This window comes from Pontibacter sp. E15-1 (assembly GCF_022601975.1).
Taxonomy (GTDB): Bacteria; Bacteroidota; Bacteroidia; order Cytophagales; family Hymenobacteraceae; genus Pontibacter.
The window spans coordinates 45751-70657 of record NZ_JAKVIR010000011.1 but is presented as its reverse complement, the minus strand read 5'-3'; the positions used below and the strand labels follow the sequence as shown (position 1 = coordinate 70657).

General features: G+C 52.2%; 17 protein-coding genes. 11 read left to right on the top strand and 6 right to left on the bottom strand.

All coding sequences use genetic code 11. The features are described 5' to 3' along the window. Positions 1–84: 84 nt before the first annotated feature. Positions 85–603, bottom strand: a complete 519-nt coding sequence (locus MKJ04_RS09265) for a GreA/GreB family elongation factor (protein ID WP_241641328.1) — start codon at positions 601–603, stop codon at positions 85–87. A gap of 67 nt (positions 604–670) precedes the next feature. Then, a complete protein-coding gene (locus MKJ04_RS09260) occupies positions 671–1864 on the bottom strand; it encodes a Pycsar system effector family protein (RefSeq protein WP_241641327.1) in 1194 nt (397 codons plus the stop codon). A gap of 922 nt (positions 1865–2786) precedes the next feature. On the opposite strand from MKJ04_RS09260, the gene MKJ04_RS09255 reads away from it, so the two are divergent. The 4 genes from MKJ04_RS09255 to MKJ04_RS09240 all read left to right on the top strand — a co-directional run bounded on the left by MKJ04_RS09255 (position 2787) and on the right by MKJ04_RS09240 (position 9731). Continuing rightward, on the top strand, positions 2787–5708 hold the full coding sequence (locus MKJ04_RS09255; protein ID WP_241641326.1) for a malectin domain-containing carbohydrate-binding protein: 2922 nt from the start codon (positions 2787–2789) through the stop codon (positions 5706–5708). A gap of 202 nt (positions 5709–5910) precedes the next feature. Next, the gene (locus tag MKJ04_RS09250) at positions 5911–7554 is read left to right on the top strand and encodes an ABC-F family ATP-binding cassette domain-containing protein (protein ID WP_241641325.1); all 1644 of its coding nucleotides are present in this window, start codon (positions 5911–5913) and stop codon (positions 7552–7554) included. 634 nt (positions 7555–8188) lie between these two features. Continuing rightward, complete coding sequence (locus tag MKJ04_RS09245; protein ID WP_241641324.1) at positions 8189–9190, top strand: C1 family peptidase; 1002 nt, start codon at positions 8189–8191, stop codon at positions 9188–9190. A gap of 61 nt (positions 9191–9251) precedes the next feature. Beyond that, complete coding sequence (locus MKJ04_RS09240; protein WP_241641323.1) at positions 9252–9731, top strand: DUF1353 domain-containing protein; 480 nt, start codon at positions 9252–9254, stop codon at positions 9729–9731. 103 nt (positions 9732–9834) lie between these two features. On the opposite strand, the gene MKJ04_RS09235 is transcribed toward MKJ04_RS09240, so the two are convergent. Further along, positions 9835–10617 carry a hypothetical protein gene (locus MKJ04_RS09235; RefSeq protein ID WP_241641322.1) on the bottom strand — a complete coding sequence of 261 codons (783 nt, stop codon included), beginning with the start codon at positions 10615–10617 and terminating at the stop codon, positions 9835–9837. A 706-nt stretch (positions 10618–11323) separates the two neighbouring features. Between MKJ04_RS09235 and proC the strand changes: the two genes are divergently transcribed. The 7 genes from proC (at position 11324) to MKJ04_RS09200 (ending at position 21248) form a co-directional block, all read left to right on the top strand. Then, positions 11324–12184, top strand: a complete 861-nt coding sequence (gene proC / locus MKJ04_RS09230) for a pyrroline-5-carboxylate reductase (RefSeq protein WP_241641321.1) — start codon at positions 11324–11326, stop codon at positions 12182–12184. Positions 12185–12482: 298 nt separating this feature from the next. Next, positions 12483–13574, top strand: coding sequence for a glutamate 5-kinase (proB, locus tag MKJ04_RS09225; protein WP_241641320.1), 1092 nt, complete (start codon positions 12483–12485; stop codon positions 13572–13574). Positions 13575–13578: 4 nt separating this feature from the next. Continuing rightward, a complete protein-coding gene (locus MKJ04_RS09220) occupies positions 13579–14826 on the top strand; it encodes a glutamate-5-semialdehyde dehydrogenase (protein ID WP_241641319.1) in 1248 nt (415 codons plus the stop codon). 238 nt (positions 14827–15064) lie between these two features. Further along, positions 15065–15598 carry a glycine zipper domain-containing protein gene (locus tag MKJ04_RS09215; RefSeq protein WP_241641318.1) on the top strand — a complete coding sequence of 178 codons (534 nt, stop codon included), beginning with the start codon at positions 15065–15067 and terminating at the stop codon, positions 15596–15598. A 96-nt stretch (positions 15599–15694) separates the two neighbouring features. Further along, positions 15695–16150: a YybH family protein gene (locus MKJ04_RS09210; RefSeq protein ID WP_241641317.1), complete on the top strand. Its 456-nt coding sequence runs from the start codon at positions 15695–15697 to the stop codon at positions 16148–16150. A gap of 869 nt (positions 16151–17019) precedes the next feature. Next, the gene (locus tag MKJ04_RS09205; protein WP_241641316.1) at positions 17020–20151 is read left to right on the top strand and encodes a transglycosylase domain-containing protein; all 3132 of its coding nucleotides are present in this window, start codon (positions 17020–17022) and stop codon (positions 20149–20151) included. Positions 20152–20648: 497 nt separating this feature from the next. Beyond that, positions 20649–21248 (top strand): hypothetical protein, encoded by a 600-nt coding sequence (locus tag MKJ04_RS09200; protein ID WP_241641315.1) that lies wholly within the window; start codon positions 20649–20651, stop codon positions 21246–21248. Positions 21249–21713: 465 nt separating this feature from the next. Here the strand turns inward: MKJ04_RS09200 and MKJ04_RS09195 are convergent, their stop codons facing one another. From MKJ04_RS09195 to MKJ04_RS09185, 3 genes are all read right to left on the bottom strand, one after another. Continuing rightward, positions 21714–22610, bottom strand: coding sequence for a carbohydrate kinase family protein (locus tag MKJ04_RS09195; RefSeq protein ID WP_262918068.1), 897 nt, complete (start codon positions 22608–22610; stop codon positions 21714–21716). 138 nt (positions 22611–22748) lie between these two features. Continuing rightward, complete coding sequence (locus MKJ04_RS09190; RefSeq protein WP_241641313.1) at positions 22749–23483, bottom strand: hypothetical protein; 735 nt, start codon at positions 23481–23483, stop codon at positions 22749–22751. 44 nt (positions 23484–23527) lie between these two features. Continuing rightward, positions 23528–24904, bottom strand: coding sequence for a hypothetical protein (locus MKJ04_RS09185; RefSeq protein ID WP_241641312.1), 1377 nt, complete (start codon positions 24902–24904; stop codon positions 23528–23530). Positions 24905–24907 lie beyond the last annotated feature (3 nt).

Here is a 24907-nt window from a genome sequence, read left to right as displayed (position 1 = left end):
TCGGGCTTTTATTTAGCAATACGCCTGAAACCCTGCCTCATCTGTGAAGTGGGGGTATAAGATTCGCGGGGAAACGAGCTGCGGCTAGGTATAGGCGATGGCGATCACTTCCAAGGTTTCCTCCCTGCCTGCCATCCGGAGGCTTACTTTTTGCCCTACGCGCGCGCCAGAAACGGCCCGGGCGATAGGGGCCACAAAGGCTACCTTCCCGTCGGCCACCGAGGCCTCGTCTACCCCCACAATCGTGAACCGCCGCTCCGTGCTGGCTTGCCCAGGGGTGCGGGTCAGTAGCGTGACTGTAGCGCCAAACCTAACCACGTCTGGCGGCTGCGCGCTCGGCTCAATTACCTTGGCGCTGGAAATGCGCTGGGTGAGCGCGGCGAGTTGGGCGTTCAGGATGGTGAGTTGGCGCGTGCGGTTTGCCTCATCGTCGTGGCTGGCCTCTGCCTTTGCCCGCTGCAGTTCCAGGGCAGTCAGTTCTTCGCGGAGCTGGGCCAGGCCGTTTGGGGTTACATAGTTGCTGGCACCCGGCGGAAGCGCGGGGCGGGACGGTATAATCGGCGGTTCTCCCGCATCGTCTTCTTTTACAAAGGCTCGGCTCATTCCCTGCTTAACGAAACGCCGGGATGGGGGTTTTCCCACGATTGTTTTGTCAGATAGGCGTGTAGCGTTATACCTCCGGGGCAAAAAAGAGCCAGGCGATGGCATAGCTCAGGAGCACGACCGCAAATCCGACCATAAAGATGGTATAGGCTATCTTGAGCAGCTTGTATTTCCGGGCCAGTACTTTGCCCTGCACAAAGATGTTGTCGATCATGCTGTCGTAGAGGCGCTCGTGGTTGTGCATAATGCCCCTCAGCTCGGTTCTGTAGTCGTCGGCGGTCAGGTGCACAAAATCACCGAAGAAGAGGTAATCCAGCCTGCCTTTCGGCGCGACTTTCGTTTTGATGTTGGGCCGCGTGGAGAGCACGGCAAACACGATGGTGAGCACGCAGACCAGCGTGAGTAGGATGGAGGGGCCAATCAAATGCGGAACTTCGTCGAACTTTCGGACAAACGACGAAATCATGATAGAGGTAATAATGGCGTTGATGGAGATCATCAGGTTGGCCTTGCTGTCGGCCATCACGCTAAGCTGTATGTGGTTGGTGATGGTCGTCCTGAACATCGTCTCGATGCCTTTGCTCACCTTTTGCTCCCTTTCTTTGCCCAGGTCTTTGCGCAGCTGCTTGTTCTCTTCCCAGAGCGCCTGCAACTCGGCATTGTCTTCAGAGAATTCCTGGCTCAGCTTCTTTAGTTTTTTGCGCGTGTCTTCCTTGCCTCCCGAAAAGACGCGTTTGGCATACCGTGTAAAGTAATCGTGCTTTTGCAGCAGCACACGCAGTCTTTTTAACTCCGCGTATACCTCAGCGCTTTTGGCAGGTGTCGCCTTAGTATCTTTTACCGCCTGCAACAGGTAATCCTGGGAGGCCAGAAAGCTGGCAACGGCATCACAGAAAACCTCTTCGGCAGCATCCTGGGGCTGCTGCGGATAGCGGCTGGCAGCGAGACAGTGCAGTACTTTCTCTATTTCCGGGTCGGTTGTGCCGTCCGGGCTTATTGCCTGCAGAAAGGCACGGGAGGTGTTCGGCGCGTTAGGTTCCTGCGGTTCCAGGTAGCTCAGGTCATGTAGCCAGGCGGCAAGCAGCACGCGTTTCAACTCCGCTTCCGCTAACCCGCAGGCCTCGCCGATTTCCTGGGTACGGCTGACAAGCTGCTGGGTATGGGGGAGATTGTAGTGGGCTGTTTCAGGGGAGGCATCGCGCGAAAACTGCTGCATGGCGAATGTCTGCGCCTGGTCCAGTATAGCTGTTTCAGTAATCATGTCTCTTCCATTAAAATTTCCCTTCAGCGTTTTATACCCCCATTAGAGCATGTTTAAATTTCGTTTTTGGAAGCGAAAATTGTTCAGGAAGGGTTCTGGCGAAGCGTTTTTTGAGCCGCATAGCAGCGCTATGGGGTGACAAAAAGGCGAAGTCAGGTTCCTTTATGAACAATTTGCAGCCCAAAAGATGAATTTTAAACATGCTCTTAGCTAAAATACGGTATGCAGGCATTAGGTATATAAATATCTCTCTGTAAATAACAAAAAAATTTCGTGATAAAATATTATTTATAAGTCTATTTATCTCTTTGATAACCAATAAAATAGCTGTCATTCTGCTGGTATTCAGGACTTTTCAATATCGTGTCCTCCGCCTGACCATCCGGTATGAAAAAAGGAATGCTATTTCATGTATCAGTCTGATTCGGAAGGCAAACATTAAAAAGAACATTGCGTAACAGATAGGTATAAATTTTATATGCCAAATTCCGGGTGAATTTCTATTCTTTCTGTTGATTTGTAAGTGGTTGGTGAACTTTTACTTTAGGATATTATGGGACTGACTACGTACACGTAAAGGGGCAAATAGGACCTCAGCTTTTCCCGGAGTTTTACGTTTTGGGGATTGAGCGACCGAAAAGATACCCGCTCCCCAGTCCAAGCCTGAATTCGTTAACCCATTGGCATATGCATACCTCCTCAGACCAACGTTTCCCGGAACTTCGTTTTTCAACTGATTTAAGCAGGCCTGCAATTTATACCCTTGCCGCCCATACTCCTGTGGGTGCCGAAACCCAGACACTTCCGTTAAGAGCCTCTTTAGCGCCAGATAAATAATATAAACAGCGCAGGTGCTTCTTCTTTTCTTCCAAAACCATTTAAGTCCCTTACCGTTCCCTTTACCCACAAACTCCCCCTCGTTATGAATAAACTTTACACTACCCTTATCCTATTGCTGCTGCTGGTTGTATGCCAGCAACGTTCCCTGGCCCAGGCATCCCTGCCGCTGGGCACTACCTCCGAAGTGGCGCGTACCTTTAAAGTGGAGTCTTTAAAAATGCGGCAAGGGGGTATAGCCCCGCTTATAAAGCAGCAGGTGCCCGGACAGGATGCATTGGCGCTCCGTATCAAGACCAGCAAAAAAGAGGGTGATGCCGAAGTATACATTGGGAGTGTGGCAGGAAAAAAGAACAGTACGTTTTTCCTGAAAGTGGCAGGAACGCAGCTTACAGGCTATGTTGTCCTGAAAGCGGAGAAGAAAGCCTTTCAGTACGTAACCTCCCCGCAGGGCAAAGCCTTCCTGAAGGAGGTGGACATTGACAAGGTGGTGTGCGTGGAGTATGCCGAGGGGCCAGTGGCCGAAAGAGGAACACCTGCCGCCCAGGGCGTAGAGCAGCCCCTGTCGGCGACGGATCTGCAGAGCATGCCCGGAGCCGCAGCGGTGGTGCTGCTCGACTTCAACGGCCAGTACGTGAAAGGAACCTACTGGAACAATGGCGAAGAAATAAACGCCGCACCCGCCAACCTTACGGCTGCCGAGATAATTGATGCCTGGAAGCTGATTAGCGAGGATTTCGGACCTTTCGCCATCAACATCACCACAAACGAGTCAGTATACTTAAGCGCGCCCGCGGCCAGTCGGATGCGCGTCATCTTTACACCAACAGATTTTTTCTACCCCGGCGCGGGCGGCGTGGCGTATGTCAACTCCTTCACCTGGGGAAACGAGACCCCCTGCTGGGTGTTTAACGCTGGCGCCAAGTATGCCGGCGAGGCCGGGTCTCATGAGATTGGCCATACCCTGGGCCTTTCGCACGATGGGCGCAACACTCCCTCCGAAACCTATTATTATGGGCAGGAAAACTGGGCTCCGATCATGGGGGCTGGCTATTACAAGGATCAGGTACAATGGAGCAAAGGGGAGTATCTTGCTGCCAACAACCTGGAGGATGACCTCGCGATTATTACCGGGCAAAACGGCTTTGGCTACCGCCCCGACGACCACGGCGACACCCATAGCAGCGCCACTGCACTGTTGGCCAGCAAGGCAGGCACGCCTGCGTCAGCCAACAAAGGCTATATCCACAGCCGGTCAGATGTAGACGTGTTCGCCTTCCAAACGGCCGGGGGGCAGGTGGATATTCAGGTAGACCCCTCGGCCTCATATGCCAATCTCGATGTGCTGCTCACCCTCAAAAACGGGGCTAATGCCACGCTTGCCACGGTGGATGGGCAGACGATATCTGCCACATACAGCGGTGTGCTGCCTGCCGGTAGCTATTTTCTCCATATCAAGGGAGCCAAAGGTAGCCTGGGGGCCGACTCCGATTATAGCTCGATTGGGGCCTATTCGATTCAGGCCACCTTTAATGAGTCTGGCACAGCCGGAAACGGCAACTTGCTGAATGCCGGGGGCGCTTCGTATACCGATAGCCAGGCGCGTGGCTGGGCTGCGGATGCCGGATACACTGGCGGAACCACCTCCTCCAAGAATTTTGATGTGCAGGGCACTACCGATGACCCGCTATACCTGAACTACAGACTGGCAGAAAACGGAGCCCCTTTTAGCTACCGTATACCGGTGAGCGCAGCCGGAAAGTATACCGTGAAACTGCATTTCCTGGAGCCTTACTTTGGCGTGCCAGGCGGTAAAACCTCGGGTGCTTCGGGAGCACGGGTGTTTCACGTCGATCTGGAAGGGACGCGGGTGTTGAGCAATTACGACATCTATACACAGGATGGGGCAAGCAAAGCCATCGTCAAGACATTCAGCAATGTTGCTGTAACAGGGGCAACGCTTGATATTAGCTTCACCTCTGTGGTGAACAACGCGATCATCTCCGCCATCGAAATCATACCCCCTGTGGCAAGTTATACCCTCACTACCAGCACGACCGGCAGCGGCACCGTCAGCAAGTCTCCAAACAAGTCGGCTTACGCTGCCGGCGAGGTGGTGAGCCTGACCGCAACGGCAGCTTCCGGGTACCAGTTCTCAGGGTGGAGTGGCGACGCTTCGGGCACAGCCAACCCACTGGCGGTAACCATGGGCAGCAATAAAACGATCATGGCTACATTCACCCAGGTGCAGCAGCCCAGCAGCCTGATCACCGAAATCAAAGCCACTTCCGGCAGAAGCTATGTGCTGTCTGAGTTAGTCGTTTCTAATGCCTTTTATACCGACCGTACCTATGCGGTGACCGCGGTGCCCGGCTCTCTAAACAAAGCCCCCATGATCCGGACGGCCAACGATGACAAGAAAGACGCCAGTTCCTCGCAGCTCACGTTTAAACTGAACCAGCCTGCCACGGTATACGTCGCCTACGACCCCCGGGCCACCGTGCTGCCCGCCTGGTTAAGCAGCTGGAAAGTAGAGACCGGAAAGATCGGCGTGAACGACTCGAAAATCAGCCAGATGAATTTATACAGCAAGGCCTTCCCGGCTGGCACCGTGAGTTTAGGAGGCAACCTGGCCAGCCCGGCAAGCGGGGCGCAGAACAATTATTTTGTGATAGCAATGGCCCAGCCAACAGCCCCAACCATCGCCTCTTCGCCTAAACTGGCAAGTGCCAATGCTGTTGATGCAGCGCAGTTGCAGGTATACCCCAACCCGAATGCCGGGGACAGGGTATATCTCTCCCTGAAAAATGTGCAGCCCGGCGAGGCGGTGCTCCTGACGGTGCAGGACGTGGTGGGCCGCGTAGTGACAACCGCAACCCTGAAAAGCACCGGGCAGGAAATGACCTCTTTTGAGCTGCCGATGCAGCAGCGCCTGAGTCGGGGACTGTATATCGTTCGGGCGGAGGCTGGCGGGCAGAAACTCCAGGCAAAGCTCCTCGTGGAGTAAAGTAGTGTCCTTATAAGCAAAACTCAGGAGGTATGGCTGTCCGTATGCTACAGGCAAAGCGGGCAGCCATACCTGTTTTTGAGCTTATTCATATTTTTTTGAAGGGGCGGCACGCCGAGGCACAACTTGTATACATCAATTCCTGAAACGTTAAGGCCGAGGCATAAAAAATAGTACCTTTGCAGCCTTACGATCTATACCTATGATTTCAGTTGACGCGGTTGCGGTTGAGTTTAACGGCGCGGCCCTTTTTAGCAATGTTTCGTTCAATATCAACGAAAACGACCGTATCGCCCTCATGGGCAAGAACGGCGCGGGAAAGTCCACGCTGTTAAAGGTTATCGCAGGGGCGAGCAAGCCCACGCGCGGCAAGATTTCGGCCCCGAAAGATGCTGTCATCGCGTATCTGCCACAGCATTTGCTGGCCGATGACAATTGCACTGTTTTTGAGGAAGCCTCGAAGGCCTTTGCAAGCATCCTGGACATGAAGGCACAGATGGACGCACTGAACGCCCAGCTCAAAACCCGCACCGACTATGACTCCGACGACTACTACAAACTGATTGAGCAGGTGTCGGAAGTTGGGGAGAAGTACTACTCCATCGAAGAGATTAACTTTGACGCCGAGGTAGAGAAAACGCTGAAAGGCCTTGGCTTTGCGCGCGCCGATTTTACCCGGCCCACCACGGAGTTTAGCGGTGGCTGGCGCATGCGCATCGAGCTGGCCAAGATCCTGCTGCAAAAGCCCGACCTGATCCTGCTGGACGAACCGACCAACCACCTCGACATCGAGTCGATCCAGTGGCTGGAGGATTTTCTGGTGAACAACGCCAAGGCGGTGATCGTGATCTCGCACGACAAAACCTTTGTGGACAGCATCACCAACCGCACCATCGAGGTGACGATGGGCCGGATCTACGATTACAAGGTGAACTACAGCCAATACCTGCAGTTGCGCCAGGAAAGACGCGAGCAGCAGCAGAAGCAGTTCGAGGATCAGCAGAAAGAGATCGCCGACATCCAGGGCTTTATTGACCGCTTTAAGGGCACCTACTCCAAAACCTTGCAGGTACAGTCGCGGGTGAAGATGCTGGAGAAAATAGAGATTATCGAGGTAGACGAGGTAGATACCTCTGCCCTGAACCTGAAGTTCCCGCCTGCGCCCCGCTCCGGAAACTACCCGGTGATTGTGGAGGAGATGACCAAAAAATACGGCGACCATACCGTGTTTCAGGACGTGTCCCTGACGATAAACCGGGGGGAGAAGATTGCCTTTGTAGGGAAAAATGGCGAGGGTAAATCCACGCTGGTGAAAGCCATCATGGGCGAGCTGGACTTTGAGGGCAAGGTGCAACTGGGCCATAACAGCATGATCGGGTATTTCGCCCAGAACCAGGCTTCGCTGCTGGAAGGCGAGCTGACGGTTTTCCAGACCATCGATGAGATTGCCATTGGCGATGTGCGCACCCGGGTGAAAGACCTGCTGGGGGCCTTTATGTTCGGCGGCGACACGGTAGAGAAAAAAGTGAAAGTGTTGTCTGGTGGCGAGAAGACGCGTCTGGCCATGATCAAGCTGCTGTTGCAACCGGTAAACCTCCTGATTCTGGATGAGCCCACCAACCACCTCGACATCAAAACAAAAGACATTCTGAAAGACGCGCTAAAAGCCTTCGACGGCACCCTCATCCTCGTGTCGCATGACCGGGATTTTCTGGATGGGCTCGCGACCAAGGTGTTTGAGTTTGGCACCAAGCGCATCCGTGAGCATTTCGAAGATATCAACGGTTTCCTGCGTAACAAAAAAATGGAGAACCTGCGGGAAATCGAGCGACACACGGCTAAGTAAGCGAGCAAGAGCGACCTGAATCCTCGCCTTGGGTGTTACCCCAGACAAGACCGATATAAAAAAGGGAATCCACTCAGTTTATACCTGGGTGGATTCTTTTTTTTATACATCGCTGGTATCTTTATTCGCAACATCTGCAGGTTTAATATCAATCAACAAATGCGTTATATGGCGCAAGCGTCCGCTTGTGCCTCACATTTCAACCCAACCTGCTCGCATCGCCCAAAGAAAGGATGCCTGGAGCTGTGACGGTATGGCTTTCTACCGAATAACTCTCCCCATCCACTACATATAGGAGTGATTCGAGCTTATGTTTTTGTAGTGGTATAAAGTCAATATAATATAAGTATAGTTAAACAAATCGCTTGAAATTGGAGTATGAAAATACTACCCAAGGTATTATTTGCTCGCCCATACTACTGCATTCTGCTCCAATCCAGGTCTGCATCTCTCACCCGTATACCCATCACCCGTGGTAGTTACGCATTTCTGCCGATTCCATACCTGTCGCAAACAAATTTGTGCAGTCGCGGCAACGCGGGCAATCCCACCCAGTTTCCGATTTTCCTTTAGCTGGCAGATCCGGAGTGCGCTGTTGAACACATATAGCCTAAACCTTAAATGAAAACAAACGATGGACGTATTGAAAATTGCCTCGTCGGAGAGGGGCCTGAAAACCCGCTCTGATAAAGTGCCCATGGATGCAGCAGGCGCATACAACGGGCAGACTGTTCCGGCCAAGCATCTGGGCTGGCTTCCGGATTTGCCGGACGTGCGCGATTATACCCCGGTGCAGGATGTAATCGAACCTGAGAAAGTGGCCATGGGGGTAGATGAAACCGTAAAGCACATGCTCTCGCGGTTAGGCATCGACGGCCCCCGCACTGCACTGCCTCCGCGCACCGACTTGCGGCAGTGGTTCTCTCCGGTCGAAGACCAGGGAAGCATCGGCTCGTGCACGGCCAACGCGGGCGTTGCGCTGCTGGAGTACTATGAGCGCCGCGCCTTTGGCAAGCATATAGACGCCTCGCGCATGTTTTTGTACAAAGCCACCCGCAACCTGCTGCATTGGCAGGGAGACACAGGGGCTTACCTGCGGTCTACCATGAAAGCGATGGCACTGTTCGGGGTGCCACCGGAAGAGTACTGCCCTTACGTGCTCCAGGATTTCGACAAAGAGCCCAACGCTTTTTGCTATGCGTTTGCCGCAAATTACCAATCCATTAGTTACTACCGCCTGGATTTGCCGAGCCTGTCGCGCACCATGCTGCTGGACCAGATCAAGACCAACCTGAACAAGGGGCAGCCTTCCATGTTCGGCTTCACGGTGTACGACTCTATTGGGCAGTCGGGTAGGGGAGGCGAGATTCCTTTTCCGCAGAAGACCGAGAGTGTGAAAGGCGGGCATGCCGTGGTGGCTGTCGGCTACGACGACGACTATGAGATCAGGCATCCGGACAACCCGCAGCTCTCGACCCGCGGCGCCCTGATGATCCGGAATTCCTGGGGCACCGGTTGGGGGATGCAGGGCTATGGCTGGCTCCCATACAACTATGTGCTCGCGGGCATCGCGATTGACTGGTGGTGCCTGATTGCAAGCAAGTGGCTGGATACGGGCGCTTTCGAGAACACGTGATGAATCCAAGGCAGCAAGTCTTAAGACTTAATAAACGCAGACAATTTAACTGAAATCAGCCGTGCATCAATACGCCTTTTACCTCCATCAGGACCGGGTTCGCATCCCCAATTCATACCTGCCGCCGCCGGTGCTTACCTATAACCCCCGGATTAAACGCTGGATACTGGACCGGGAGTATACCTATTTCGACGAAGGCACCTACATTACGGTGCCGCATGGGTTCGAATTTGATCTGGCGTCTGTGCCACGGGCGGTATGGTGGGCTATCGCCCCATTCGAGTTGTCTATCGTAGCGCCGCTACTCCACGATTTCCTGTATGAAAACGGCGGGCTTTTGCCGGCACATACGGTGCAGCCATACAGAAAGTATACCAGGCGCGAGGCAGACTGGATGTTTTTGGAGATCATGCGGCGGGAGGGCGTGGCAGAATGGAAATGCCGGGTCGCTTACAATGCCGTCCGGACGTTCGGAGGACACGTCTGGCGCGGCAGGTTAAGTCCGGGTGAGGAACATAATCTGCAACTTATGCCGGTATAGTTACTCACGCGTTTAGCTTAGTTTGTAAGGAGGCCCTTCTACAGCATGTATGCGCTGTAGAAGGGCCTCGCTTATTTAGTTGGCATGGCTGTTTCCGAAGCGCTTATTGTACCAGCAGTTCCACCATACTATCCTGCCTGATTTTGATGAGGCCTCTTCTGGGCCTGTCCAGGTCGATGATAATGAAGACGAGCAATACAATCAGAAGGGTCATGATGACGGTTGGCACGTAGCTCCGTTTAGTGCCCAAACCACTCAAATACCCCATCAGCACGCCCGAGGCGATAAAAATAGAGTACAGCAGCAGCAGGATTGGCTCTGGCACATGGCGCTCCAGAATGGCGTTCCGCTCTCCGCGGGCATCAATGGTCTCGTTCATGGCCGCGATAAAATAGCCAGTCGTTACGGGCCGGGCATCCAGGTCGCTGGCCAGCATGGCATTGCGCCAGATGGCATGCTGAAGCGAATCCGTTTCTTTGTTCAGACGGTGCCTTTCATCAAACCGGGTGAGATCCACGTTGCTTGCTTTCAGGCGTATGGCCACGTACTGCTGAAGCAGCGAATAGGTTACAGAGTCGTAGGGGGAGGGCAGCAGTTGGGTGCGGAGCAGGGCCGTGCCTATGGCGTTGGCCTCCTTTATCACAGCATAGCTTCTGTTGTCGTAGCGCTGCATCGACATGTTGAAGGTGAATGCCAGCAACAGGCCCAAAAGCCCTAAGATGCCCGTGTGTATCGACCCCGCCTGTTTCTTGATGTCCTCATTCAGCCTGTCCTTTACGTGATGCCCAATCCTATACCCCACCTCATTCGCCAGTAACATCAGGACGAATAAGGCAAGCGCCAGCAGAACGCTTGGCTGATCATACATAAATTCCCTGGAGTCCACGATCGTTTGGATATCAAGCTAAAAAGGCTGTAAGCTATGCTGTATACGGAATATACGGGCTTTCGCGCAAGATTCTTTAATATCCAGGGTTTAAACAACTTGCGGCGCAAGGAGATAGCCTGATGCCGCAGCGCACATTCATTTTTCGCGGGAGGGTATATATAAAATTTAAGGAGGTATACGTGCAGGCAAACGCTAGAAGAAGAAGAACAACAATCCTAGAAAATTGCAACTTTCCAGTATGCCGGGATGCTTTATACGTCAGGAGTATATGGGTATGGATTACAAAGTTCGAATAGATCGGTGCATTTATTTAATAAAATTTTAACCAAGCGTTTTTATACCGTGCCAGAGGCATTAAGTTGAGAAGCCATGTAAGTGATGAAGGCTGGATGTAAAGCTAAGTTTTTTAGTTTACTTGAAAAGCAGGTGTAGTATTATAAAATATTGTTTTATAGTACTTTATGTAAGTATAACTTTGTTGTTTGGGTTGAATGAAAGGTATAGCCGCCATACGTTTGGTTCGAGTTTAAGAGCCAGCAGATGCGGCGGATTTATACAAGGCTAGGTCGTCTGGTTTCTGCTTGTTTAGGGCCGCTGCTGGGGCGTTAGATTTTTAATCCAGCTATGTTTTTTGTACTTTTGCAGTCTAGTGGATTAAAACACACGACGAATTAACCATAAATTTCAATCTTAAAGACTTAGAATGTATACAGATAACGTAGCTATCCTGGGCGCAGGTAATCTCGGAAACGCCATTGCCGTAGGACTTTTGAGCAATGGGAAGTATGAACCGGAGAATATCTATGTCACGCGGAGAAACACGAAGTCACTACAGCCTCTAAAAGACAAAGGCCTGCATGTAAGCAACGACAACAGCTTTGCCGTAAAAAATTGCCGCTACATTCTGCTTTGTGTGCAGCCCGCACACTTAGAGCATGTGCTTAAAGAAATAAAACCCATCCTTGACCCGGAGAAGCACGTGCTGCTCAGCGTGATTGCAGGCGTGACCATTGCCAATATCCACGATATTGTCGGCGACTTCCCGATTGTGCGGTGTATGCCCAATACGGCCATTGCCGTGCAGGAATCCATGACGAGCCTCGCCTTCAACGACAAGGCGGCTGGCGTGGAAAATGCCGTGCAGGAAATCTTCAACTGCCTTGGCGAGACGCTGGTGATTGAAGAAGAACTCATGGCGGGGGCTACCGTGCTGTGCTCCAGCGGCATCGCCTTCAACATGCGCTTTATCCGGGCCGTGACCCAGGGCGGCATCCAGCTTGGCCTCGATGCCGAAGATGCCCAGAAGATAGCGGTGCAGGTAAGCAAAGGCGCTTCGACCTTACTGACCATCAACAAATCACACCCCGAGCAGGAGATCGACAAAGTAACCACTCCGGAGGGCTGTACTATTACCGGCCTTAACGAGATGGAGCACCAGGGCCTGAGCTCTGCCGTGATCAAAGGGTTGGTAGGCTCGCACCAGCGCATCCTTGCCCTGAAAGAGCAACGCGAAAGAGATAACAGCAAGCTAACGATCAGCGCCTTGCACGATCTGCTCCAGTAGCGATAAACCAGGTCTAACACCCATCTCAGGCTTTGCACCAAAGGCCTTTTTCACCATAAAGCATGTATGAATTTTGCTTTTGCAGCGCAAGGGGCAAAATTTATACATGCACATACCATTGCAATAGAGATCTCTGCGGTTGCCGTCTTCTTTTGAGAGGCAATCGCAGTGATTTTTGTTTAGCCACTTGCTGCACCATACCGCACCGAGGCGGCCGTTCAACTTATGTGCGTACACCAGAGGCCACAAACGACTGTTTGCGGCGCTCACCCATTCGAATAAAATAGCGAACACAGACATGAATTATCAGCCACAGCGAGTAGTCGTAAAAGTAGGCTCTAATGTATTAACCAAAGACGATGGCTCTCCGGACAAAGAGCGGATGGCCAAACTCGTCAAGCAGCTTTCATTCCTCAAAGAGCAGGGCGTTCAGGTGGTGCTCGTCTCTTCGGGCGCGGTAGCTTTTGCCCGCAACCACATCACCTTCGACGAGAAAACCGAGTCGGTGGTGCGCAAGCAGATCCTTGCCTCTGTGGGGCAGATAGACATCATCCATTCTTACAAAGACCTCTTTCAGGAGGAGGGGCACCGGATTGCGCAGATTGTGGTTACCCCACAGGATTTCTTGTCGAGGAGGCACTTCCTCAACATCAAAGATTGCCTGTCAGGGCTGCTCCAGCACGACATCATCCCGATTATCAATGAGAACGACGCGGTAGCAGTTACCGAGCTCATGTTCACCGACAACGACGAGCTGGCCAGTATGACGGCGGCCATGATCGACGCCGATACCCTGATCCTGCTCACCAACGTGGACGGTATTTACAAGGGCCACCCCAACGACCCGGAGTCTAAGCTTATTGAGCGGGTGGGGAGCAGCTCTAAAGGCATGGGCCGCTACGTGTCTACCACCAAGTCTTCGTTTGGCCGCGGGGGTATGCAAAGCAAGATGAAGATGGCGAAGAAAGCCGCTTATCTGGGTATACATGTGTACATTGCCAACGGAAACCGCGACAACGTGCTGGTGGACTTCTTCCAAAACAACCTGACAGCCACGTATTTCGAGCCGCAATCGGCCAAGCCCAACCTGAAAAAGTGGGTGGCGCACAGTGGCAACTATACCAAAGGCGAAGTAGTGGTGAATGAAGGCGCGAAAGAGGCGCTACACGCTGCAGAAGCCAACAGCCTGTTGCCTGTTGGGGTGGTGTCGGTGTCGGGTAACTTCTCGAAGGGCGACATCATCCAGATCTGGGATGAGCACGGTGAGAAGATCGGCCTGGGCAAAGCAGAGTATGGCTCGAAGAAAGCCACCGAAAAAATAGGTATGAGCAATCAGAAGCCTATTGTGCATTACAATTATTTATATTTGTTTGAATATCACAGTATCTGATCATATGAGTTTAGAAGAAGTTTTTAACAGTGTAAAACAGGCCAGCAGGAAGTTGAACATGGTGCCCGAGGCGCAGGTTGTGCAGGTGCTCGAGGATCTGGCAGACAGCGCCCTCCAAGCCACCGACACCATACTGGCCGCAAATAAGAAGGACCTGGCGCGAATGCCGGAGGACGACCCGAAGTATGACCGGCTTAAACTGTCGGCAGAGCGGATCGCCGACATCGCCAGCGATCTGCGGAACGTGGCCAACCTGCCCTCGCCGCTCGGCAAAGTGCTGTCAGAAAAGTCGTTGGAGAACGGCCTGCACATGCAAAAGGTGTCTGTGCCCCTGGGTGTGATCGGCATCATCTATGAGTCGCGCCCCAACGTGACCTTCGACGTGTTCAGCCTCTGCCTGCGCTCCGGCAACGCCCTGCTGTTGAAAGGCGGCAGCGACGCCAAAGACTCCAACACTGCCATCGTAAAACTGATACATGAGGTGCTGGAGCGAAATGGCCTCGATAAAAACATCGTGCAGCTGCTACCGCCAGACCGGGAGGCTACGCACGAGATGCTGCATGCCGTGGGCTATGTAGACATCATCATCCCTCGCGGAAGCCAGGGGCTGATCAATTATGTGCGCGAGAACTCCAAAGTGCCGGTGATAGAAACAGGGGCGGGTATCGTGCATACCTACTTCGATGCCGACGCAGACTTTGAAAAGGGGAAACGGATTGTGGTGAACGCCAAAACCCGTCGCGTAAGTGTCTGTAATGCGCTGGACTGCCTGTTAATCCATCGGAGCCGCCTCTCAGATCTGCCTGCCATAGCAGAAGGCCTTGCAGACAAAGGCGTAACCCTTTACGCCGATGCCCCGGCTTTCGAGGCGCTAAAAGCCACTTACCCCAAGGACAAGCTGATACCGGCCACCGACGAGCATTTCGGAACGGAGTTTCTCTCGCTCCAGATGTCAGTGAAAACCGTGGACAGCCTGGAAGAGGCCATTGAGCACATAAATACCCACAGCTCGCAGCACAGCGAGGCAATCATCTCGGAGAACGCCCAGCACGTGGAGCAGTTTATGCGCGCCGTGGATGCCGCCGCGGTGTACGCCAACACGTCCACCGCCTTTACCGACGGCGCCCAGTTTGGCCTTGGTGCAGAAATCGGGATCAGCACGCAGAAACTGCATGCGCGCGGGCCCATGGGCCTCGATGAGCTGACGAGTTACAAATGGCTTGTGAAAAGCGATGGCCTGACCAGGGCCTAGTGCAACAGGAGTGATAAACCTTTTTATAAACCGTTTGCGGGCATTCCCGTAAACGGTTTTTTCTTTTTATACCGGCCTTTAAGCTGGCTAAAATTGACTAAAATTTTTGGTTTCAGCAGGAAGGGGGGTATGATGATTTATCAATTTTCACATTATCAGATAGTTATGATTATGGCACGTGATTTGTAAACTCAGTTTTCAATCTTGAACAAAGTGTTATTCACAAAATAATATGAACATGAAAAAGCTACCGTATATTTTGAGCATTGCCTTTCTGCTGGCGTTTGTATGGGGAAGTGCCGCACAGGCGCAACAGAAGAAATGGAGCCCACAGGCGAAAGGCACCGTTATCGGGGCGGCCACTGGCGCTGCCGCAGGTGCGGTGATCCATAAGCGCAACCGCGTGGTTGGTGGCGTGGTAGGAGGGGCCGTTGGCGGCGGTACAGGCTACGCCATCGGCAAGCACATCGACAACAAGAACAAACAGCGGGAGGCGGACCGCATTGCCGAAGCCAACCGGGTGGCTGCTGCCAACAGAGCCGCTGCCGCGCAGGCACAGCGCCAGAGAAGCGTGGCTACCAGCAGCCATACCCACGAACCTAAATCAACCAGAAATGCAGTGACGCCAACGCAGATGGCGGCAATGCCATACCAGAGCTACACCGCCGTAAACGATCCTGTACTGGTGAACATGGCCCTGTTGCCAAATGAATCCTACGGTGACCCGTCTACTCCATATTATACCTCAGAGTACAGAAGGAAAAGCTGGTAAACAATTTGCCTGATCTGCCAGCGCATTTTTCCAGGCTGGATGAAAGCCCCGGCAGGTCAGGTAAGCTTTTTTAGTTTTCACTAAAAACCGATACGTATGAAACCGATCCTATATTTAGTTGCTTTTGTAGCCCTGCTCAGTTCCTGCAAAGAGTCTGATGATAGCGTAAGCGTAAAAGAGCTGAACAGCAGGTTTATCTCGGCCTGGAATAACAATGCTTCCGGGGAAGTAGACGCGCTACTCGCCGACGATGTGCAGTTTATACAAGGCGAGATGCATTATAAGGGAAAGAATGAAGTGGCAGAAAAGTGGGTGCGCGAAACTATCGGCACCATCAGCGATTTAAAAACCAACGTGGTAAGTGCAGGCGAAGACAGCCAGCTCGCTTATGAGGCAGGCACTTTTTCGGTGGATGTGCTGCCAGGAAGCCCCGATCAGCCCCACGGGTATGGCGAGGGTAACTTCATTTTGCTCTGGAAGAAGGGCACGGACGGGGCCTGGAAACTACAGTATGCCCAGTTGGAAGACCTGCCCGTACAGGTCAAGAATTAGCGGCTAACTAAACTCTCGGTTGTCCATCCAAGCCACGTTGCGGTTTCCGAAAGTCGCCTTAATTGTCATCCTGCTTTACCCAATCCAGCTCTTTACTGGAGGGGTATAAATTACTCTGGTAGAGATTTTCTTCTTGGGAGTAGGGCAGTTAAGTTCTAACGAAAATTGTCCCCTTGAGGGGACCGCAGGGGTGTAAAGCCAGCAAAAAGTACTTTTCGCAAAGAGTAAACACCCCTCTAACTCCCCTCAAGGGGAGAATTATTATTTTGGTGTTTTGAAACTTTAGGTAAAGGCACACTACCAACTCTTAGAACTTAACAGCCCTACTTCTTGGGAGGGGCAGGGGTGGGTTTACATGGAGCAGAGAATCGTACCTTGAGTTGTTTAGTTTCTGAGTTTATCAAATGCATTAAATTTCAGGTTTAAATTCTCCTGCTCATACCCTAAGGTATAAATACGCAGTAACCGTTATTTAACGAATCAATTCCTTTTGAAAGCCCGCTTATTTCGATAAGCGGGCTTTGCTTTTTTAGCATACTTGAGTCCGAAAGATGCTATTTATACCTGTTTGGAATAGGCCATCTCCTGAATGAGTTATAAGGCTGCGTCTTACTAAAATATCTTACTAAAAAAAGATCAAAAGATACTACTTTTTTTTGCCGTTTAAGTATCACAACAATAGATGTATGCCGTAACGTCGGTTCAAACAAAGGAAGTCCTTTAACCGCTTAAAAAGGTGCAAATGAGCAGTTAACCCAAGGGGTGCCGCCGATGTTTCAGGTATTGTTTTATGTATTTAACTACCCACTTCGCTGGCGCGTCGTAAATATTAATAAGATACTATGCTATAACTCTAAATCCCATACGCGATGGTCGTCAACTACTCACCTATCACTCCTGAGGAAAGGAAAAAAAAGCAACGCTGGTCTGTCCTGAAATGGGCGATTGCAGGTATAGCGCTGCTTGTTGTCATTATCGCCGTTTCGCTTGTGCTTTATGAGATGAACACCTCCAGGTTTCAGTCGCAGGAGTTCACGCGCATCGCGTCATCCCTGACCTATCGCCTGGAAAGCGGGCCAAGCAAGTCGATCGCTTTCCCTCAAAACGGCCCCTTCGACACAAGGCTTGGCTACGCGCAACTTCCAAATTTCCTGGACAGGGCAAAACGCAAAGGAATGTACATCGCCTCGCAGGCAAGTTTCTCTCCTGAACTGCTCGCCTATACCCAGGACGGTTATTTTACACCTTACACCGAGAAAATGCAGACTGGCCTGCGCATCGCCGATGCCAGCGGCCAGCCCTTATACCAGTTCCGTTACCCACGCCGCATTTATGCCGCGTTCGACTCTATACCACCCCTGATCGTTAACTCGCTGCTGTTTATTGAGAACCGTGAGTTGCTCTCCTCCGACAACCCATACATGAACCCCGCTGTTGACTGGAAACGCTTTTCGAGAGCTTCTCTGCACGAGGCTGCAAAAAGGGTTGGACTTGATTACAAAACCATTGGGGGCAGCACGCTGGCCACGCAGATTGAGAAGTACAGGCACTCGCCGTCAGGTATCACTGCGGGGCCTCGCGAGAAACTACAGCAGATGGTGTCGGCAAGCGTTCGGGCATACCAGGGGGGTAAAGAGACCTTGCCGGCGCGGAAGGGACTTGTGCTTTCCTACCTGAACACGGTGCCGCTCTCGGGGGCGCCGGGATATGGCGAGGTGCATGGCCTTGCCGACGGACTTTGGGTATGGTTTAACTCCGACATGGAGCAGGTGAACCAGCTGCTGCGACAGCCTCACCCAACCGGCGACACGCTGCAGGCACAAGGCCAGGCATTGCGGCAGGTGCTGTCTTTGATGATCGCCCAGCGTCGGCCATCCTATTACCTGGGCCAGGAGGGACATACCGAACTGAATTCGCTGACAGCGGCCTACCTGCGCCTGTTGGCCAGCAACAACTATATACAGCCCAGCTTGCGCGATGCCGGACTGGCCCGGGAAGTCAGTTTCAGGGATTTTGACGAAGCCCCGGCGCAACGGATTAAGGATACAGACAAGGGCGCTCTCATTGCACGCACGCACCTGTCCAACCTTTTGGGGAAATCACTCTATGACCTGGACCGCCTGGACCTGGATGCCACCGCCACTTTGCAGAACGACCTCCAGGCGCAAGTCACTGCCTACCTCAACCAGTTGAGTGACCCTGAGTTTGCCGGCAAGATAGGGGTGTTGGGCGACCGCATGCTGAAGGCAGGCCGGACTGAGGAAGTGCGGTATAGCTTCACGTTGCTGGAGCGGACGCCCACAGGCAACCTGGTGCGCGTGCAGACAGACAATACCGATCAGCCCTTTGATATGAACGAAGGCAGCAAGCTTGAATTGGGGTCTACGGCAAAGCTACGGGTGCTGACTACCTATCTGCAGATCATCGCAGAAGTGCATGCGCGCTATGCCGGTGCGCCGCAGGCCGATTTGAAACAGGCGCTGGCCACCCCACAGGATAACCTGTCGCGCTGGGTGCTGCAATACCTCTCGCAGGCAAAAGACAAAAGCCTGCAGGCAACCCTCGACGCTGCCCTGCAACGCCGTTATTCGGCAAGCCCCTATGAGGGCTTCTTTACCGGAGGAGGGATGCATACATTCCACAATTTCCAAAACAGTGACAACGGGCGTAACCCTTCCGTGCAAGAGGCATTCCTGAAATCCATTAACCTGCCGTTTATCCGGCTTATGCGCGATGTGGTGCGCTACGCGACCTACCAAAACGTGGACAACGCCGCCGCGCTCCTGAGCAACGACCTCGACCCGCGCCGCCGCACGTATCTCTCACAGTTCGCTGACAGGGAGGGACAAACATACCTGAGGCGCTTCTGGCGGAAATACGAAGGACAGGACGCGCAGCAGCGATTTGCCACATTACTCAACAGCATGCGCAAAAACCCGGTAAGGCTGGCGGTGGTGCATCGGTTTCTATACCCCGACAAAGACCTGAAGACCTTTGACCGGTTTTTGAGAGAGCAACTGCCTGGTGAGAAGCTGAAGAACGACAGAGTGGAAGAGCTTTATGAGCGCTATGGCCCCAAGGCGTATAATTTAGCCGATCAGGGCTATTTGTCCCGTGCCCATCCTCTCGAGCTTTGGCTGTTGCAATACATGCTGCTCCATCCGGAGGCTACCTGGACAGAAGTTGTGAAGGAAAGTGAGCCCCAGCGCCGGGAAGTATACGCCTGGCTGTTTAAGACACGCTTTAAGAGTGCCCGCGATTCGCGTATCCGCACCATGCTGGAGCTGGACGCTTTCGAGTCTATACAGCAAAGATGGCAGCGCCTGGGCTATCCGTTTCAGCAGTTGGTGCCTTCGCTGGCAACGGCCCTAGGGTCTTCTGGCGACCGGCCCGAAGCCCTGGCCGAGCTTATGGGGATCATCCTGAACAACGGTGTGCGGCAGCGAACCCTGCACATTGAATCGCTGCATTTTGCGGCCCATACCCCCTACGAGACGGCGCTAGGCTGCCAGCCTGCACCGGGAGAACAGGTGTTGGTGCCGGAAGTGGCCGCCACACTTAAAAGGGCATTGCTGGAGGTGGTGGAAGTCGGGACAGCTCGCAGACTGCAGGGTGGTTTCGTGCGGGCAGACGGGGCGATACTGAGGATGGGCGGCAAAACGGGCACAGGCGATAACCGCATGGTCACGCTGAGCTCCAGAGGGCACCGCATCACCTCGCGGGCGGTTAACCGTACAGCCACCTTTGTCTTTTTCCTCGGCGACAGGCATTTTGGCACGCTGACGGCCTTTGTGCCAGGCCGCGAAGCTGCAGATTTCGGGTTTACCTCCTCGCTGCCCGTACAAGTGCTGCGCGGAATGGAGCCTATCCTGGAGCCATACCTGAACAAGTATTATACTGGTGGCGCGCAGCTTGCAACTGCTGGTGCTAAAGACCCGCTGGCAACCCCGGCCCAGACGGCAGCGCTAGTGCCACAGAACAAGCCGGCTGCGGTCAGGTAATAAAAAAAGCGGGAGCAAATTGGTGTTTAGCTCCGCTTCAGAAATACCGATAAAGTGGATCATCCCTTCCTTCACCAGATTGCTATGGCCCCAATCGTGTCTTAAATAAGCACTTGCGGGTCCATACGATGCTGGTAATAAAGGTCGATTGTGTCGATGCCAAGGCGCTTCAGGATCCCCTCGGCAGTTTTGCATAGCTTTTCTTTTTATACCCAATGCATGTTTCAGGCGACTTCCAGGTTTCCGCTTACAATCCTATCTAAAGGCGGATTTGGATGTTCGTAAAAACGCTTCCATATATGGGATTAGCCTCGGATGCATAGTGTGTATAGAATAGAGTTTTAACAACTTACAGGTTAAGGTAGCGTTATAAGAATAAGACAGTTTTAACTTGTTTTTATATGATTTAATACTACTAAAGATTTTGCCAAGTGGAATTATCTTTCAATTTGCTGCAGCGCTCTAGCAAATTCCTGTTTCCGGTTATAACGGGCGTTATGTTGCTCTTTTATCTGTTGAGCATGGATGCCTACACGCTAGTGCTCCAGGAGGATCACCTCTTTGAGTGGCTCACGTTTGCCCTTTTGCTGCTAACCGGTTGCCTTTCTGTATACCTTGCCCTTCAGATTAAAAAGCGGTATGGCTACCTGCACTGGTTTTTCGCCATTTTCTCGGCCTTCAATTTCCTTGCGGGTTTTGAGGAAATCAGCTGGATGCAGCGCGTCTTCGACTGGGAAACGAAGGGAGTATTCTCCACATATAGCGACCAGAACGAAACGAATATCCACAACATGGTGCAGGGTGCGTTTCGGATCAGGACGAGGCTTGTTGCACTGCTGGTTCTGGCTATGTATGGGTTAGTGCTGCCCTGGCTTACGGGTATACAAATGGTGCGCGACTTCTTCGCACGGCACAAGCAGCTCATACTTCCACCCAGATTCCTGAGTCTTGGCTATCTGTTCGCCTCGCTGCTGATGCTGGACGAGCCCACAGGACAAGAAGAGGAACTGGGGGAATTTTTCTACAGCAGCTGTTTTCTTTGGATGATGCTTTACAATTATTGTCTGTTCCGGCATACCAACCACTTTCAGCCGTAGCTTACCGATGATCAGGTGGTGTAGAGAACATAGGGTGTGTAGTAGAGACGCAAAATTTTGCGTCTCTACTGTATTCCCAAGACTAGCGCTGCGTCACTTGTACGGCTCTTCCTTTTTTCAGAGCAGGTGAATATGGTCGGGCATGATCGCGTACCCCTGAACTTACACCCGCTTGTTGTCGTCCAGAAATCGGAGACTACTCAGGATAATATCTTCGTACTCATATGGTTTGTGCAGGTGTTTCCACTCCAGTATAGTGGCCGTGAAGAAGCTATGTGCTGCTGCTCAAATATTAAGTGCTATCGTTAGTGAGTGAACGGCGAAAAAAGCAGTTATATACCGATCTCAACTTTACCGAGGCACTCAAGTTATACTACACTCCCGATTCGAACAACACCTGTTGGCTATCAGATTCTTGCTTACCAGCCATAACTTATCCTTACTCTTATAAAAGCATCCCTCCACTCACACCAAGGCACTGAGTGAAGCTTCTGTGATCTCTTGCGGCACATAGGCAGGGGTAGCCCCGCGCTGCGTTGCCAGAAACGCACCAACCAGGCAGGCTCTCTCCAGGGTGTGCTCCAGAGGTTTTTCCTGCAGATAGTTGGTCAGGAACGTCGCCAGAAAAGCATCACCGCTGCCTATGGTGTCTTCTACTTCCACCTGAAAACCGGCATGCTCAAAGTAGCCCGCCTCATGCATGGCGGCAGCGCCCCTGTCTCCGCGGGTTACAATCACCAGTTCCAGGCTAAAATGGTCTTTGATGAAACGCATCTGCTGCACCTCATCTCCATCTGCCCCAAGCCATTCGCAAATCGCGGCCAGTTCCTGATGATTCATTTTCACGATGTCGGCATATTCCAACAGCGTCAGAATCCGTTCAGGGGTATAATACGGCGGCCGCAGGTTCACATCAAAAACTTTGCGTTTGGCCAGCGGCAGGTATCGGAGCAGGGTCTCCTGGGAAGTGGCGTTGCGCGCCACCAGGCTGCCGTAAAGGAAGACTTCGCTCTGCGCAATCAGCTCTGCAGTCCTTTCCTCATACTGGATGTAGTCCCAGGCCACTGGCTCCACAATTTTATAGGTCACCTCGTTGCGGTCAGAGATATTAGCTTTCACCACCCCAGTCAGGTGCGTTAGGCCCGTTTGCAGCCACGCTGTGTCGATGTGCTGTTCTTGCAGGAAAGCAATAAGCCCCTTGCCCAGGTCATCGCTTCCTACCCGGCTCACCACCGCAGGATCAAACCCGTTGCGCCGAAGGTGGATGGCTACGTTCATGGGAGCCCCGCCGGGAAGCTTACCGCTGGGCAGAATATCCCAAAGCACTTCTCCGAAACAAAAAATTCTTGATTGACACTTCATCAGATTATCAGCTTATAAATAGTTTAAAAATTGCTGGTGTAAAACAGCTTATACCTATGTCAGGGATTGAGCGGAGGCAGACGCCCGAGAGCCAGCGGCCATTCGGAAGCACCATACCCGGAGTGCGTAGCAGTGTTATCAGAATGAATAGACCTGCGCTGAAAACTGAAGAAATGCATTTTCATTTACAGGGTTCCACATACCCCAGATTCCCAGCGGAATTTTATAGCCCTGTACTTCCAGGTCTTTAGAGACGATAAGGCTTATTTCACTAAAACCCGCGTCGTTGGCAAAGAAATTGGCCGTTTCGCCTTTGCCTTGGTTTAACGCGAAGCTGTAGCCGGCTCTGCCTCTCACTTCTAACCCCTGTTTTTTATACAAAGGGTATTCCGCTGAAACAAAAGTGGAGTATTTGCTTTCTCGGCTTTCAGTGGTTTTGTCTCTGCCAAAAACAACGGTGTTCCAGCTCAACGTCAGGGGGAGGGCAGTGCTGATCGTGTAGTTTGACCTCATGTCCCAAAAACGGCCTGTCTCCTGTGAGTTGTAGTTAAAAAACTCCTTATTGTTATAGGTGGCCTCCGGGGAGAAATTATAGATATCCCACAATTCCAGAACCAAACCCTGATTCTTATACCCTATAAAGTTGTTAAACTCTTTGTAGGAGCCGCTAGCGTCTCCACCACTCCAGAACCCACCGTAAAATTCTTTATAGCTGATCTTTACGTCTCCGGTATATACAAGGCCCGTCGCCACCTCCAGGCCCCTCCATAAGTGGCTGTTCCGGATCTGCAGCGAAGAGTGCAGTTCCTGACCGAGTGCCGTGCCGGCTCCCAGAATAAAAAATATTATCGATAGCAAATTTACCTTACGCATGATTTCCCTATTTAAAATTTTAGATAGATACTTGAAGATGAGTTTTATACCACTTCATCGAGATTGTCCTTTTCCCTGATGCGGAACCAGAACAGGGCATAGCACAAAATCACCAGTTCGCAGATCACGTTCAGGGACCAGGTCCACCTCCAGGAGCCGATAATATCGGCCAACCCACCCTGCATGATCGTGAAGACAGCGCCTCCAAACACAGCAGAGATAAATACCCCCGAAGCCTTGGACGTGTACTTGTTCAACCCTTTGGTTGACAGCGAAAAAATACAGCTCCACATCGTGGAATGCAGCAAGCCGATGGCCACCAAGAACCACAGATTTTGAGTGATCATCGCGACAATTACCAGAACTGTAGACAGTGACGCGGCAACCGTTAACTGTAGCCTGGCAGATATGTTACTGAAGAAGCTGGCAACAAAGCGCCCAACAAGGAATCCGCCCCAGTACAAAGTAGACAACAAGGCGTGTATGCCGAAGTCCATGCCGCCGATGATGAGGTCGGTTCTGCCGAAGAAGCTAATGGCGTGCCCGGAGTCCATCAGCTCAAAAGCGTAGAGGTTGATGTTTGCCCCAATGGCTACCTCTGTCCCGACATAGCAGAAGATTGCCAGCACACCCAGGGCAAAATGCCTGAAAGACCATATGCTTCTCTGGGGCACCTCTCCCGAAGCAAACCGTGTATGGGCTATATCCGGCAAGTGGAGTTTACTCGTCATTACCGTAACTGCCAGCACACAGGCAATCAGCATCATCAGGGGCCATAGCAGCTGATGAATCTCGATGTTCTCAATGGAGATTCCGCTGAACATCACAACCGTGACAAAGAAGGGTGCGGAGGTTGTACCGATGGAGTTGATTGCGGTTGTGATGTTGAGGCGCTGAACCGGTTGGGTGCCGGGCAAATCATACGAAGCGACGTATGGATTCACCACCACCTGAATCACGGCCGCTGAGGTTCCCATCAGATACGATCCCATAACGAAAACAATAAATCCGTATGCTATGATGGAATCACCTACCTGGAAAACCAAATAGGGGTAATTATCGCCCAGCAGCGCAGCACACAAATACATGATTAACCCCGAGAGCATCAGCAGAAGGCCGCGCAACAGGGTATTTTTATACCCTTTGGCATTTACCCATTTGCTTCCCAGGGTCCCGTTTATCAGGTATCCCAGAAAGAAAGCGAAAGTGATGAGCGTGGTAAACGTGTTCTTCAAACTCCCGGCATCATCCAGGAAGGTGAATTTGAGAGGAGCTTGCAACTGTTCGTTGACGGTGGTCAGAAACCCGACGATAAAGTAGATAAACGTGACGACCGCGAAAGGCAATAGCCTGTTTTTGAGTTTTACTCCCGTAGAAGTTTTAGCAGAAACAGTGGCGGGTTGTATATCGATCATTCCCATGAC

What these genes read in the sequence shown, in the direction of transcription:
- MKJ04_RS09265 (WP_241641328.1), bottom strand. Translation starts at nt 603, where the DNA reads ATGAGCCGAGCCTTTGTAAAAGAAGACGATGCGGGAGAACCGCCGATT.
- MKJ04_RS09260 (WP_241641327.1), bottom strand. Translation starts at nt 1,864, where the DNA reads ATGATTACTGAAACAGCTATACTGGACCAGGCGCAGACATTCGCCATG.
- MKJ04_RS09255 (WP_241641326.1), top strand. Translation starts at nt 2,787, where the DNA reads ATGAATAAACTTTACACTACCCTTATCCTATTGCTGCTGCTGGTTGTA.
- MKJ04_RS09250 (WP_241641325.1), top strand. Translation starts at nt 5,911, where the DNA reads ATGATTTCAGTTGACGCGGTTGCGGTTGAGTTTAACGGCGCGGCCCTT.
- MKJ04_RS09245 (WP_241641324.1), top strand. Translation starts at nt 8,189, where the DNA reads ATGGACGTATTGAAAATTGCCTCGTCGGAGAGGGGCCTGAAAACCCGC.
- proC (WP_241641321.1), top strand. Translation starts at nt 11,324, where the DNA reads ATGTATACAGATAACGTAGCTATCCTGGGCGCAGGTAATCTCGGAAAC.
- proB (WP_241641320.1), top strand. Translation starts at nt 12,483, where the DNA reads ATGAATTATCAGCCACAGCGAGTAGTCGTAAAAGTAGGCTCTAATGTA.
- MKJ04_RS09220 (WP_241641319.1), top strand. Translation starts at nt 13,579, where the DNA reads ATGAGTTTAGAAGAAGTTTTTAACAGTGTAAAACAGGCCAGCAGGAAG.
- MKJ04_RS09215 (WP_241641318.1), top strand. Translation starts at nt 15,065, where the DNA reads ATGAAAAAGCTACCGTATATTTTGAGCATTGCCTTTCTGCTGGCGTTT.
- MKJ04_RS09210 (WP_241641317.1), top strand. Translation starts at nt 15,695, where the DNA reads ATGAAACCGATCCTATATTTAGTTGCTTTTGTAGCCCTGCTCAGTTCC.
- MKJ04_RS09205 (WP_241641316.1), top strand. Translation starts at nt 17,020, where the DNA reads ATGGTCGTCAACTACTCACCTATCACTCCTGAGGAAAGGAAAAAAAAG.
- MKJ04_RS09200 (WP_241641315.1), top strand. Translation starts at nt 20,649, where the DNA reads ATGTTGCTCTTTTATCTGTTGAGCATGGATGCCTACACGCTAGTGCTC.
- MKJ04_RS09195 (WP_262918068.1), bottom strand. Translation starts at nt 22,610, where the DNA reads ATGAAGTGTCAATCAAGAATTTTTTGTTTCGGAGAAGTGCTTTGGGAT.
- MKJ04_RS09190 (WP_241641313.1), bottom strand. Translation starts at nt 23,483, where the DNA reads ATGCGTAAGGTAAATTTGCTATCGATAATATTTTTTATTCTGGGAGCC.
- MKJ04_RS09185 (WP_241641312.1), bottom strand. Translation starts at nt 24,904, where the DNA reads ATGGGAATGATCGATATACAACCCGCCACTGTTTCTGCTAAAACTTCT.